Here is an 11,895-nt window from a genome sequence, read left to right on the forward strand (position 1 = left end):
CCGGGCGCGGGGGCCCGGTCCGCCGGGCGCCCGGCCGGCCGGATGCGCCGGGGCTCCTCCGCGGCGCCGCTCACCGGCCACCGTCCCGCCCGGCGCGTTCGGGCCACGGCACCGGCACGACGGGGACGGGCTCCACCGGGACCGGGTCCACCGGCACGGGCTCCACCGGGACGGGCTCCACCGGCGCGGGCGCCCCGCCCCCGGCCTCCTGCGGTTGCCTGCCGCCCCGCCCGGACCGCCCCGTGGCGGGCTCCGCGTCCGCCGCCGTCACCACGTCCGGATGCCAGCCGTAGCGGTCAAGCGAGGCCAGCAGCGCGCGGACCATCCGCGGATCGAACTGTGTGCCGGCGCACTTGCGCAGCTCCGCGACGGCCACCGGCACCGGCCGGGCCCGGCGGTAGGAACGGGTCGAGGTCATCGCGTCGAAGGCGTCCGCGACCGCCACCACCCGTGCCACCTCCGGGATCTGATGCCCTGTCAGCCCGTAGGGGTAGCCGCTGCCGTCCAGTCGCTCATGGTGGTGCAGGATCGCCGCCCGCGCCTCCTCCAGGAAGCCGATGCCGCGCACGATCTCGTGCCCGTACTCCGGGTGCAGCTCGATGACCCGGCGCTCCTGTGGGGTCAGCGGCCCGTCCTTGCGCAACAGCCGGGTGGGGACGCCGAGTTTGCCGACGTCGTGCAGGATGCCGGCGAACCGCAGCGCCTCCATCCGGTCCTCCGGCAGGCCCAGCTCCCGGGCGATCATCACCGAGGCGCGCCCGACCCGCTCGCTGTGCCCGCGGGTGTAGCGGTCCTTGATGTCCACGGCCTGGACGAGGGCGCGGATGGTGGCCCGATGGGCGGCGCGTTCCCGGTGGTACCGGTCGAAGACCCAGCAGGAGAGGTACATCGGCAGCAGCACCAGCAGCGCCGCCGGCGGCCCGTACGAGCTGCGCCACAGGACCGCCATCATCAACCCGGCCAGGCCGTGCACCAGTTGCGGCCCCAGCGAGCGGGCCAGCAGCCCGCGCCAGGCGGTGCGGACGGGGTGCCGCTCGGCGGTGGCCAGCACCCCGCCGCCGAGTACCGCGAGCACCGCGCAGAAGGTGGCCGCGGCCGCCGCGGCCGGCAGCAGCACCAGGGGGAACTGCGGTGCGGACAGCGGGTGTTGGCCGAGGGCCCGGAACACCTGGGCGGCGGCCCAGCAGGCGAGACCCAGCTCGGCGGCGTGCCAGACCCGGCGGGCGGCGGCGAAGCGCGGCTCGGCCGGTGCGCTCAGCGCGCCGGGGACGGCGGCCAGCGCGGCCAGCGGCGGCGGCAGCAGAAAGGCCCCGGCGAGCAGAACGGGGCTGGCCCATCCGGCGGGGAAGCCCCCCGATGCCCCGGCGGCCGTGCCGTACGGGACCCGGCCGCCCGGCGGCGGGCGGCGGCGCAGCTGTTCGCACAGTCCGTACAGGGTGGCCAGGGCGAGGGCACTGCTCCAGGGGGCGTCGGCGCCGAGCCCCGCGGCGGGGGCGGCACACAGCGCCGCGGCCAGCGCGGCGCAGCCGATATACCCTCGTGCGGCCGCCGGAAGTCCTCGCATCGCGCCTCCTCGCCCTGCCCACCGCTCCCCCGGGCTCGTGCGGAGCCGGGGCCCGGTCGCGCCGCATCCGCAGTGCGCTCGGGTCGGTGAGAATAGAGGGGCCGGGGCGCCGGGGAAGGCGGATCGGCGGATCGGGCGGGACGAGGGCCCCGCCACTCACCCCTTGGGGTGATGTGCCGCGTTATTCGGCCCGTGCAGCCCCGGTACGTGCATCGGTGGAGCCGGTCGCGTCGGCCGGACCGGTCCCCTCCTCCGCCGCGGACGCCGCGGCGTCCTCCTGCGCGCGCTCGGCCTGTTCCTTCTTGGCCTGTTCGAACACGCTCACCTCGGGGACGGTCTCCCCGGCCCGGATGAGCTCGATCCGGCCCATGACCTTGGAACGCAGATCGCTGGGGACGTCGTCATGGCCGCAGCAGCGCTTGACGAGCTTCTTGACGGCCTGCTCCAGGCCGTACTTCTCCAGGCACGGCGAGCACTCGTCGAGATGCACCTGGAAGTCTGCGCACTCCCCGGCGGGCATCTCCCGGTCGAGATACTCGTAGAGGTGGTCAAGGACCTCTGAGCAGTCCTTCTCGTGCGGCTCTCCGCAGCTCATGATCCCGAGCCTTTCCGGTCGTGCGCGTCCGACGTCTGCGCGGCCTGCGGGTCACCGGCCGCCGCCCCCGCCGGGACCAGCCCGCGCTCACGGGCGTAATCCTCCAGCATGCCCCGCAGTTGGCGCCGGCCACGGTGCAGACGGGACATCACCGTGCCGATGGGGGTCCCCATGATGTCGGCGATCTCCTTGTACGCAAAGCCCTCCACGTCCGCCAGGTACACCGCGATACGGAATTCCTCGGGGATCGCCTGGAGCGCGGCCTTCACGTCCGAGTCGGGGAGGTGGTCGAGCGCCTGCGACTCGGCCGAGCGCAGCCCGGTCGACATATGTGACTCGGCGCGCGCCAGCTGCCAGTCCTCGATCTCCTCGGCGGCACTGCGCTGGGGCTCACGCTGCTTCTTGCGGTAGGAGTTGATGAAGGTGTTCGTGAGGATGCGGTAGAGCCAGGCCTTGAGGTTGGTGCCCTCCCGGAACTGGTGGAAGGACGCATACGCCTTGGCGTACATCTCCTGCACCAGGTCCTCCGCGTCGGCCGGATTGCGCGTCATGCGCAGCGCGGCGGAGTACATCTGGTCCAGGAAGGTGAGCGCGTCCCGCTCGAAGCGCGCATTGCGCTCGGCGGCGCTCTCCTGGGCCTGCTCCTGCGCCGTGCCGTCGGTCCCTGCGTCGGTACCGGTGACCGGACCCACCTCCTCCAACACCGTCACGGATCCGGATGCGGACCCACCCGATTCGGAGAATAGACGACGATCCGGTGCGGCCGCCGCTCCAGCCAGGGCGGGCTGCGTGACCTGCATCTGCGACCACGGCAGGTCGGCGGCGGCCGGGCGGGCCGGGCAAGCGATTCCCATGCGGCGGACTCCCATTCCTCATGCTTCACCGGACGTACTCGACTGCTACGCCTCGCACAACAGCCGTATCCGCCGCGGCATTCCCGATCCGGTGTCATGGCTTCGGACGGACGCGCTGGGGCGGATCGGCCGCGGCCGGACCCGCTGCGGCGGGACGAGCCGGGGACGGACGGGCCGCGGACGGACGACGGGTTGACAAAGCCGCTTGCCGGTTCGGCAATAGAAGGGTGAACGACGACCACGCACACGAGCGCGTGCTCTCCGAGGTGGGCCCGCGGCTGCGGCGGCTGCGCCAGGAGCGCGGGGTGACGCTGACCGCGCTCTCCGAGGCGACCGGCATCTCGGTGAGCACCCTGTCGCGCCTGGAGTCCGGCGGCCGCAAGGCCACCCTCGAACTGCTGCTGCCGCTGGCGCAGGCCCATCAGGTGCCGCTGGACGAGCTGGTGGGGGCGCCGGAGGTCGGCGATCCACGGGTGCGGGCGGCACCGATGCGGCTGGGTGACAAGACGGCCATCCCGCTGACCCGTCAGCCGGGCGCGCTGCAGGCGTTCAAGCTGATCCTGGACCCCGTCGGCGGCCCGCGCGAGCAGCGCGTCCACGAGGGCTACGAGTGGCTGTACGTGCTGTCCGGGCGGCTGCGGCTGCTGCTCGCCGACCGCGATGTGGAGCTGCGGGCCGGGGAGGCGGCGGAGTTCGACACCCGGCTGCCGCACTGGTTCGGCCCGGCGGGCGACGAGCCGGTGGAGCTGCTGAGCCTCTTCGGCAGACAGGGCGAGCGGATGCATATCCGGGCCCGCCCGCGCGGACAGGACGGCTGAACGGGGCGGCGGTGCGGCGCGGGCTGCGGCCCCGGACGGCCCCGGACGGCCCGGCCCCGGTCAGCCGCCCCCGTCTCGGCCGCGGCCCCGGCCCGCCGCCCGGCCCGTCAGCCGAACAGCCCGTCCAGCCAGACCGCCACCGCGTCCGTGATCACGGCCATCGACTCCGCCTCACCGACGCCCGCCTTCTTCGGCACCGCGAAGCCGTGGTCGGCGTGCGCCACCTCGGTCAGCTCCGTCCCCGGCGGGAATTCCTCCGGCCGCCCGAACGGATCCCGGCCGCCCTGGACGACCAGCGTCGGCACCCCGGCGCCGGTCAGCTCGTCCGCCCGGGACTTCTCCGGCCTGCCCGGCGGGTGCAGCGGAAAGCTCAGCGCCAGTACGGCCCGAGCCCCCAGCTCACGTGCCGTACGACAGGCCACCCGGGCCCCGGCGCTCCGGCCGCCGGCGACGACCGGCAGCCCCGGCTCCGCCAGCGCCGGCCACAGCGCGGTCCAGCCGGTGTCCAGGGTCTTCGGCGCGGGCGCCAGCTTCTTGCCCGCCACCCGCCACGGCTGCTCGACCAGTGCCACGGGGTAGCCGCGGGCGGGCAGCGCGGCCGCCAGGGCCCGCAGGTCACGTGCCTCGATGCCGCCGCCGGCGCCATGGCTCAGCGCCACTACGGCGCGCGCCGGCTCCGCCTCGCGGTACCAGGTGATCCGGGCGTCGCCCGCCGGTGTCGGGACCGTCTCGGTCTCCTTCGCCCCAGTGCTCATACGCCCATCCTGCCCGTGCCGTGGCGGGAAGGTCACCGCGGCGGGCCGCACGGCGGCTCAGACGCGGGCGGCTCAGACGCGGGCGGCTCAGACGCGGGCGGCTCAGACGCGGGCGGCTCAGACGCGGGCGGCTCAGACGCGGGCGGCTCAGACGCGGGCGGCTCAGACGCGGGCGGCTCAGAACAGCGTGCCCACCTCGGGCCCGTCGAGCTCGGTGACCAGCTCGGGCCCGTTGTTGCGGACATTGCTGACCCCGGTCGGTACGGGGTGGGCGCGCATCAGCCCGGCCGGCGGCGGCGCGAGCAGTGCGCGCAGCTCGTCCGGGTCGGTGCGGGCCGGGTCGAGCCAGGCGTCCCAGCGGTCCGGGGTCAGCACCAGCGGCATCCGGGGGTGGATATCGGCCAGCGACTGCGGCCCGGCGCCGCCGTCCGCCCCGGCCAGCGGGGTGGTCTCGGCCTCAGTGGTGACGACCGTGCAGGTCACCCACCAGGCCAGCGGGTGATCGCCGGGCAGCGTCCGGTCCCGCCAGAACTCGTACAGCCCGGCCATCGCCATCACGGAGCCGTCCGCGGGCGTCACGAAATACGGCTGCTTACGGGGCCGCTTCTTCTTGCCCTGCTCCTCCAGCTGCCGCTCCGCGGCGTCGGTGACCCACTCGAAATACCCGTCTCCGGGCAGCAGGCACCGACGCGTCGCGAAGGCCTGCCGGAAGGACGGCTTCTCGTGCACCGTCTCACCCCGCGCATTGATCATCTTCGCGGCGGCCTCGGGTGATTTCGACCACGACGGGACCAGGCCCCACTTCAGCGCCCGCAGCTGGCGCACCGGGGTGCCCGGCGGGAAGGTCTCGGCCGCCGCGCCCTTGAGAGGGCGCTCCAGCACCGCGTGTACCTGGTCCGTGGGCGCCACGTTCCAGCTGGGCGCCAGGGTCTCCGTCGGCTCCCACTGCTGCACGCCGAATATTCCCACCAGGTCCTCGGGGCGTCGACTCGCCGCATACCTACCGCACATGCATGCCACACTGCCATGCCACACGAAGGGGAGACATGGACACCGACCACCTCACGGACATATGGAGCCGCGTGTTCGGGACCCAGCCCGATCCCTCGCTCTGGCTGGTGATCGTCACGGCGGTGCTCGCGCTGGGCGCCGTCGTCCCGCACACCGCCTGGCGGCTGTCGCGGAACGCCGTCACCATCGCGCACGAGGGCGGGCACGGGCTGATCGCGCTGCTCACCGGCCGCCGCCTGGACGGCATCCGGCTGCACTCCGACACCTCGGGGCTGACCGTCTCGCGCGGCAAGCCGACCGGTCTGGGCATGGTGCTGACCGCCGCGGCGGGCTACATCGCCCCGTCGCTGCTCGGTCTGGCGGGCGCCGCGCTCCTCGCCGCGGGGCACATCACGGCGCTGCTGTGGGGCGCCACCGCGCTGCTTCTGGCGATGCTGATCATGATCCGTAACGCCTACGGGGTGCTCACGGTCGTGCTGACCGGCGCCGCGTTCGTGCTGGTCTCCTGGCTGACGACGCCGGACGTGCAGGCGGCGTTCGCGTATGCGGCGGTGTGGTTCCTGCTGCTGGGCGGGGTGCGGCCGCCGTTCGAGCTGATGGGCAAGCGGCGCCGGGGCGGGGCGGTGGACTCCGATCCGGACCAGCTGGCGCGGCTGACGCATGTCCCGGCGGCTATCTGGCTCGGCCTCTTCCACGTGGTGACGCTGTGCTCCCTGATCGGCGGCGGGCGCTGGCTGCTCGGCCTCTGACGTCAACCGCCCCGCGCCGGGGGCCGGTTCCCCTGCCGGCCCGGCCGGTGGTGCCGCCGCGGACGCGGTTCCGGCACGTGAGCGCCGTACCGGTGCCCTGTCTCACAGGGGTTGCGGCACTTTTGATCAAGATCGGCACCCTTGCCCAGCCATTAAAGTAAGGGCATGACCGAGAGCCCCACACATCCCGCCCTGTGGCCCGCCCCCCTCGCCTCCGGGGCCGTCGATGCCACCGTCACCGTGCCCGGCTCCAAATCGGTCACCAACCGCGGCCTGGTGCTGGCCGCCCTCTCCAGCGAGCCCGGCTGGCTGCGCCGCCCGCTGCGCTCCCGGGACACGCTCCTGATGGCCGAGGCGCTGCGCACCCTGGGCGTCGGTATCGAGGAGACCGCGTCCTCCAGCTCGGCCGGTTCCGCGGACGCCGCCGGGCAGCCCGGTGGCGGGGAGGCCTGGCGGATCATCCCCGCGGGTCTGCACGGCCCGGCCACCATCGACGTCGGCAACGCCGGCACGGTCATGCGCTTCCTTCCGCCGGTCGCCGCCCTCGCCGACGGCCCGATCCGTTTCGACGGCGACCCGCGCTCCTACGAACGCCCGCTCGGCGGTGTGATCGACGCGCTGCGCGCCCTCGGCGCCCGGATCGACGACGACAACCGCGGGGCGCTGCCCATGACGGTCTTCGGCAGCGGCGGCCTGGACGGCGGCCGGGTGGAGATCGACGCGTCCTCGTCCTCCCAGTTCGTCAGCGCGCTGCTGCTGTCCGCACCCCGCTTCAACCAGGGCGTCGAGGTCCGGCACGTGGGCTCCGCGCTGCCCTCCATGCCGCACATCCGGATGACCGTCGACATGCTGCGCGGCGTCGGCGCGCAGGTGGACACCCCGGAGGCGGGCGGCGAGCCCAACGTCTGGCGGGTCACCCCGGGCGCGCTGCTCGGCCGCGATCTGGTCGTCGAGCCGGATCTGTCGAACGCCCAGCCCTTCCTCGCCGCGGCGCTGGTCACCGGCGGCCGGGTCACCATCCCGGACTGGCCCGAGCACACCACACAGCCCGGTGACGCGCTGCGCGAGATCTTCACCACCATGGGCGGCTCCTGCGAGCTGACCGACCGGGGGCTGACCTTCACCGGCAGCGGCCGGATCCACGGCATCGACGTCGACCTGAGCGAGGTCGGCGAGCTGACCCCCGGCATCGCCGCGGTCGCCGCGCTGGCCGACTCCCCTTCCACACTGCGCGGGGTGGCGCACCTGCGGCTGCACGAGACCGACCGGCTGGCCGCGCTCACCAAGGAGCTCAACGAACTCGGCGGCGACGTCACCGAGACCGCGGACGGTCTGCACATCCGGCCGCGCCCCCTGCACGGCGGGGTGTTCCACACCTACGAGGACCACCGGCTGGCCACCGCCGCGGCGGTCATCGGCCTGGCCGTCGACGGCGTGCGGGTCGAGAACGTCGCCACCACCGCCAAGACGCTCCCGGACTTCCCGGCGATGTGGACGGACATGCTCGACCCGGCGGCCGTACCCGCCCGGAGAGGCTGAGGGCTGACGCCGCCATGCGCCGCTACGGAAAGAACCCCGACGAGGACGACATCCGCGTCCGCCCCAACCCCAAGGGAAACCGCCCCCGCACCAACATCCGCCCCAAGCACGAGGACGCCGGCGAGGGCCTGGTGCTGACCGTCGACCGCGGTCGGCTGACCTGCCTCATCGACGGCCGTACGGTCACCGCGATGAAGGCCCGCGAGCTGGGCCGCAAGAGCGCGGTGGTCGGCGACCGGGTCGCTGTCGTGGGCGATCTGAGCGGCGCCAAGGACACCCTGGCCCGGATCGTCCGGGTCCAGCCGCGCTCGTCGACGCTGCGCCGTACGGCCGACGATGACGACCCGTTCGAGCGGGTCGTGGTCGCCAACGCCGACCAGCTCGCCATCGTCACCGCGCTCGCCGACCCCGAGCCGCGCCCCCGGCTCATCGACCGCTGTCTGGTCGCCGCCTATGACGCGGGCCTCGATCCGCTGCTGGTGCTGACCAAGTCCGATCTGGCGTCCGCGGACACCCTGCTGGAGTCCTACGGCGACCTCGGCGTCCCCTACGTCGTCACCAATCGCGACGAACTCGCCGACGGCAGCGCAGCCGACCGGATCAGGGCCACCCTCGCGGGCCGGATGACGGCGTTCGTCGGGCACTCCGGAGTGGGCAAGACCACCCTGGTCAACGCCCTGGTCCCGGAGCGCCGCCGGGCCACCGGACACGTCAACGCGGTGACCGGCCGCGGGCGGCACACCACCACCTCCGCGCTGGCGCTGCCGCTGCCCGACGACTCGGGCTGGGTCATCGACACCCCCGGCGTCCGGTCGTTCGGGCTGCATCACGTCGACCCGTCCCGGGTCATCAACGCCTTCCCGGATCTGGAGCCGGGCACCGCGGACTGCCCGCGCGCCTGCAGCCACGACGAACCGGACTGCGCGCTGGACGCGTGGGTCACCGACGGCCACGCCGATCCGGCCCGCCTCTACTCCCTGCGCCGCCTCCTGGCCACCCGAGAACGACGCGAGGGCGACTGATCCCCGAAGTTTGCCGCCGCCCGTCCGAGGTAAGGGCATAATCACACGAAGGTCGGCGCAGTGGTCGATCACGCCCTGATCGCCCGGACGGGGCCGTACGGAGTGATTCTGACGCCCGCTCACCTGGGACAGCCCTTAGCTGACGGAGGCAATGGGACATGGCGTGGCTGCTGGTCGTGGTGGCGGGGATCCTGGAGACCGGCTTCGCGGTCTGCCTCAAGCTCTCGCACGGCTTCACCCGCCTGTTCCCGACCATCGCCTTCGCCGTCTTCGCCCTCGGCAGCTTCGGTCTGCTGACCCTGGCGCTGCGCAGGCTCGACGTCGGCCCGGCGTACGCGGTGTGGACCGGCATCGGCGCGGCCGGTACGGCGATCTACGGCATGGTCTTCCTCGGGGATGTGGTCTCCACCCTGAAGATCGTCTCCATCACGCTGGTGATCGTGGGGGTGGTGGGGCTGCAGTTGTCGGGGTCTGCGCACTGAGCGTGGGGGGGCGGAACCGCCGGGCCCATCCGCCTCGTCCGACCGCTTGTTTTGTGACGCCTCGTCAGCATTGCTCCCCTGGCCACACATCGGCCGTCCGCCCGCCCGCCGGTAACCGGGCGAAGGCCCCCCGTACGAGCCGGACGACCATCTCCGCCTCCAGCTCCCGCCGCGACCGCTGGGCCCGTACGCTCCCCGGGGACGGCGCGGCCCCCGGCGTCACGGGAGCGACCACACAGGCCAGGGCCAGCCGCGCCGCGGTCTCACAGGCGGTGCCCAGGGCGGGCAGCTGCTCCTCCGGCCAGTCGGGCTCCAGCGCCGCGACCGCCTGATCGCAGAACCGGCCGACGAGTTCGGCGGGGCCCGGCAGCGGCCCGTCCCCCGGCGGTGCGGTCCGCTGCCCGGGGATGCCGGGCCGGGCGGCCGGTGGCGGCGCGGGCTCGCCGACCGCCACCGCGGGGGTCGGCAACCGGTCGCCCCAGCAGCCGGTCAGGGCGGCCCTGACCAGGGGATTGGCGCGCGCGGTCCGCAGCGTCCAGGCGGCCGCGGCCGCCACCCGGCCCGCCGCGTCGCCACCGGCACCGGCGGCCGGAGCGCCCTGGGACAGCGCGCGTGCGACCCCGGCGAGGTAGTGGTCGGTCTCCCGGCGGACGAGGGCGCGGGCCAGCCCCTCCTTGCTGCCGAACTCGTTGTAGAGCGTCTGCCGGGACACCCCGGCCGCGGCCGCGACATCGACCATCCGCACGGCCGCCCAGGCCCGTTCCGTCAGCGCCGTATAGGCGGCGTCGAGCAAGGATTCACGCGCTGCGGGCATCCGTCGCCTCCCCGGCCGCCGGCCCCGGGTAGCCGGTGTGCGCACAGAATTGACGCACCGCCAGACACTGTCAAGGGTCGTCGCGACGGGGTGCCCGCCGGCGGCGCGCGGGCCGCCACACGCCGGGCGGCGCATGGCCGTGTGGCTCCGGCGTATACCAATGGATACTGTTCGCACATGCCCGACTATCACGATGATCTTCGTCTCGGCCATGTGCTCGCGGACGCCGCGGACGCCGCCACCATGGAGCGCTTCAAGGCGCTCGACCTCAAGGTCGAGACCAAACCGGACATGACACCGGTGAGCGAGGCGGACAAGGCCGCCGAAGAGCTCATCCGCGGCCAGCTCCAGCGGGCCCGGCCACGGGACGCGGTGCTCGGCGAGGAGTTCGGCAGCGAGGGCGCGGGGCCGCGCCGCTGGATCATCGACCCGATCGACGGCACCAAGAACTACGTCCGCGGGGTGCCGGTCTGGGCGACGCTGATCGCGCTGATGGAGCGCGGCGAGGGCGGTGACCGCCCGGTGGTCGGCATTGTCTCGGCTCCGGCGCTCAACCGCCGCTGGTGGGCCGCCGACGGTCTGGGAGCCTTCACCGGCCGCAGCCTGACCTCCGCGACCCGGTTGCGGGTCTCCCAGGTCGGCCGCATCCAGGACGCCTCGTTCGCGTACTCCTCGCTGACCGGCTGGGAGGAGCGCGGCAAGCTGCCCAGCTTCCTGGACCTGAGCCGGGACTGCTGGCGCACCCGGGGCTATGGCGACTTCTGGCCGTACATGATGATCGCCGAGGGTTCGGTGGACATCTGCGCCGAGCCGGAGCTGTCGCTGTGGGACATGGCGGCCTGTGCGGTCGTGGTGAACGAGGCCGGCGGCCGGTTCACCGGCCTGGACGGCAAGCCGGGCCCGCACAGCGGCAACGCGGCGGCCTCGAACGGTCTGCTGCACGAGGATCTGCTGGGTTATCTCGGCGATTCCCCGCACTGACCTGCGGCGGAGCGCGCATTCGGACAGCCGTCCAACAGTTAGCCCTTGTTGCATCCGCGGAGGCATGTGAACATGAGAATCCCCCACTTTGTGAACTTGTGAACCGCTTCGCAAGCACATTCACCAAGGAGGTGGCTCCACTCCATGCCCATGTACGTCAAAGACGCCATGAGCACGGTGGTCCTCACCATCGGGCCCGCTCACACCCTCCGCCAGGCGGCGCAGCTGATGGCGGCCCGCCGCATCGGCGCGGCTGTGGTCCTCGACAACGACACCAGCGGCATCGGCATCCTCACCGAGCGCGACATCCTCAACTCCCTCGGTGCGGGCGAGAACCCCGACCGGGAGACCGCCCAGACCCACACCACTCCGGACGTGGTCTTCGCCGCCCCGGACTGGACCCTGGTCGATGCCGCGGACGCCATGGTGCGCGGCGGCTTCCGCCATCTGATCGTGCTCAACGACCAGGAACCGGTCGGCGTGGTCTCCGTACGCGACATCATCCGCTGCTGGTCAACCGTCACAGAGCGGCCCCGCCCCATCCCCGCCTGAACCGCGCACAGGCTCCGGGCGCGACACCCCGGAGCCGCCCGCACGAAGAGGCCGGAGCCCCATGGCATCCGGCCTCTCCGCTCAATACGGCAGCGACAGTTGCGCAACCCCCACGGAGCTCAACCACCTCCGCGAGAGCGGCTGGGGGCACCTCCCAGC

The 11,895-nt window shown here is 73.5% G+C and carries 13 protein-coding genes; 7 read left to right on the forward strand and 6 right to left on the reverse strand.

What is annotated here, in order from left to right:
• Positions 1 to 70: 70 nt before the first annotated feature.
• The 3 genes from STRTU_RS11475 to STRTU_RS11485 form a co-directional block, all read right to left on the reverse strand.
• Entirely contained in the window at positions 71 to 1,564 is a 1,494-nt protein-coding gene (locus tag STRTU_RS11475; RefSeq protein WP_159743448.1) for an HD-GYP domain-containing protein, read from the reverse strand.
• Between the two features lie 181 nt (positions 1,565 to 1,745).
• Positions 1,746 to 2,159 (reverse strand): mycothiol system anti-sigma-R factor, encoded by a 414-nt coding sequence (gene rsrA, locus STRTU_RS11480; RefSeq protein ID WP_159743449.1) that lies wholly within the window; start codon positions 2,157 to 2,159, stop codon positions 1,746 to 1,748.
• Complete coding sequence (locus STRTU_RS11485; RefSeq protein WP_218039327.1) at positions 2,156 to 2,851, reverse strand: sigma-70 family RNA polymerase sigma factor; 696 nt, start codon at positions 2,849 to 2,851, stop codon at positions 2,156 to 2,158. Before STRTU_RS11485 ends, rsrA begins: the two co-directional genes overlap by 4 nt.
• Before the next feature lie 389 nt (positions 2,852 to 3,240).
• Here STRTU_RS11485 and STRTU_RS11490 point away from each other — a divergent pair, with 389 nt between their 5' ends.
• On the forward strand, positions 3,241 to 3,831 hold the full coding sequence (locus STRTU_RS11490; RefSeq protein WP_159743451.1) for a helix-turn-helix domain-containing protein: 591 nt from the start codon (positions 3,241 to 3,243) through the stop codon (positions 3,829 to 3,831).
• A 107-nt stretch (positions 3,832 to 3,938) separates the two neighbouring features.
• Here the strand turns inward: STRTU_RS11490 and STRTU_RS11495 are convergent, their stop codons facing one another.
• Together STRTU_RS11495 and STRTU_RS11500 are read right to left on the reverse strand one after the other, a co-directional pair.
• The gene (locus tag STRTU_RS11495) at positions 3,939 to 4,586 is read right to left on the reverse strand and encodes an alpha/beta hydrolase family protein (RefSeq protein ID WP_159743452.1); all 648 of its coding nucleotides are present in this window, start codon (positions 4,584 to 4,586) and stop codon (positions 3,939 to 3,941) included.
• Between the two features lie 177 nt (positions 4,587 to 4,763).
• Complete coding sequence (locus STRTU_RS11500) at positions 4,764 to 5,597, reverse strand: SOS response-associated peptidase (protein ID WP_159743453.1); 834 nt, start codon at positions 5,595 to 5,597, stop codon at positions 4,764 to 4,766.
• Between the two features lie 35 nt (positions 5,598 to 5,632).
• On the opposite strand from STRTU_RS11500, the gene STRTU_RS11505 reads away from it, so the two are divergent.
• The 4 genes from STRTU_RS11505 (at position 5,633) to STRTU_RS11520 (ending at position 9,389) form a co-directional block, all read left to right on the forward strand.
• Positions 5,633 to 6,346, forward strand: coding sequence for a M50 family metallopeptidase (locus STRTU_RS11505; RefSeq protein ID WP_159743454.1), 714 nt, complete (start codon positions 5,633 to 5,635; stop codon positions 6,344 to 6,346).
• 165 nt (positions 6,347 to 6,511) lie between these two features.
• Entirely contained in the window at positions 6,512 to 7,885 is a 1,374-nt protein-coding gene (gene aroA, locus STRTU_RS11510; RefSeq protein ID WP_159743455.1) for a 3-phosphoshikimate 1-carboxyvinyltransferase, read from the forward strand.
• 14 nt (positions 7,886 to 7,899) lie between these two features.
• Positions 7,900 to 8,907: a ribosome small subunit-dependent GTPase A gene (gene rsgA, locus STRTU_RS11515; protein ID WP_159743456.1), complete on the forward strand. Its 1,008-nt coding sequence runs from the start codon at positions 7,900 to 7,902 to the stop codon at positions 8,905 to 8,907.
• Positions 8,908 to 9,065: 158 nt separating this feature from the next.
• Positions 9,066 to 9,389 carry a DMT family transporter gene (locus STRTU_RS11520; RefSeq protein WP_159743457.1) on the forward strand — a complete coding sequence of 108 codons (324 nt, stop codon included), beginning with the start codon at positions 9,066 to 9,068 and terminating at the stop codon, positions 9,387 to 9,389.
• 64 nt (positions 9,390 to 9,453) lie between these two features.
• Here the strand turns inward: STRTU_RS11520 and STRTU_RS11525 are convergent, their stop codons facing one another.
• A complete protein-coding gene (locus STRTU_RS11525; protein ID WP_159743458.1) occupies positions 9,454 to 10,203 on the reverse strand; it encodes a TetR/AcrR family transcriptional regulator in 750 nt (249 codons plus the stop codon).
• A 177-nt stretch (positions 10,204 to 10,380) separates the two neighbouring features.
• Between STRTU_RS11525 and hisN the strand changes: the two genes are divergently transcribed.
• Both hisN and STRTU_RS11535 read left to right on the forward strand, forming a co-directional pair.
• On the forward strand, positions 10,381 to 11,184 hold the full coding sequence (gene hisN / locus STRTU_RS11530; protein WP_159743459.1) for a histidinol-phosphatase: 804 nt from the start codon (positions 10,381 to 10,383) through the stop codon (positions 11,182 to 11,184).
• Positions 11,185 to 11,334: 150 nt separating this feature from the next.
• A complete protein-coding gene (locus tag STRTU_RS11535) occupies positions 11,335 to 11,736 on the forward strand; it encodes a CBS domain-containing protein (RefSeq protein ID WP_159746851.1) in 402 nt (133 codons plus the stop codon).
• Positions 11,737 to 11,895 lie beyond the last annotated feature (159 nt).

It is taken from the genome of Streptomyces tubercidicus (assembly GCF_027497495.1).
GTDB classification, from domain to species: domain Bacteria; phylum Actinomycetota; class Actinomycetes; order Streptomycetales; family Streptomycetaceae; genus Streptomyces; species Streptomyces tubercidicus.

Coding starts and splice junctions, on each gene's coding strand:
- STRTU_RS11505 (WP_159743454.1), top strand. CDS start 5,633: ATGGACACCGACCACCTCACGGACATATGGAGCCGCGTGTTCGGGACC.
- hisN (WP_159743459.1), top strand. CDS start 10,381: ATGCCCGACTATCACGATGATCTTCGTCTCGGCCATGTGCTCGCGGAC.
- STRTU_RS11495 (WP_159743452.1), bottom strand. CDS start 4,586: ATGAGCACTGGGGCGAAGGAGACCGAGACGGTCCCGACACCGGCGGGC.
- aroA (WP_159743455.1), top strand. CDS start 6,512: ATGACCGAGAGCCCCACACATCCCGCCCTGTGGCCCGCCCCCCTCGCC.
- rsrA (WP_159743449.1), bottom strand. CDS start 2,159: ATGAGCTGCGGAGAGCCGCACGAGAAGGACTGCTCAGAGGTCCTTGAC.
- STRTU_RS11520 (WP_159743457.1), top strand. CDS start 9,066: ATGGCGTGGCTGCTGGTCGTGGTGGCGGGGATCCTGGAGACCGGCTTC.
- rsgA (WP_159743456.1), top strand. CDS start 7,900: ATGCGCCGCTACGGAAAGAACCCCGACGAGGACGACATCCGCGTCCGC.
- STRTU_RS11535 (WP_159746851.1), top strand. CDS start 11,335: ATGTACGTCAAAGACGCCATGAGCACGGTGGTCCTCACCATCGGGCCC.
- STRTU_RS11525 (WP_159743458.1), bottom strand. CDS start 10,203: ATGCCCGCAGCGCGTGAATCCTTGCTCGACGCCGCCTATACGGCGCTG.
- STRTU_RS11500 (WP_159743453.1), bottom strand. CDS start 5,597: ATGTGCGGTAGGTATGCGGCGAGTCGACGCCCCGAGGACCTGGTGGGA.
- STRTU_RS11475 (WP_159743448.1), bottom strand. CDS start 1,564: ATGCGAGGACTTCCGGCGGCCGCACGAGGGTATATCGGCTGCGCCGCG.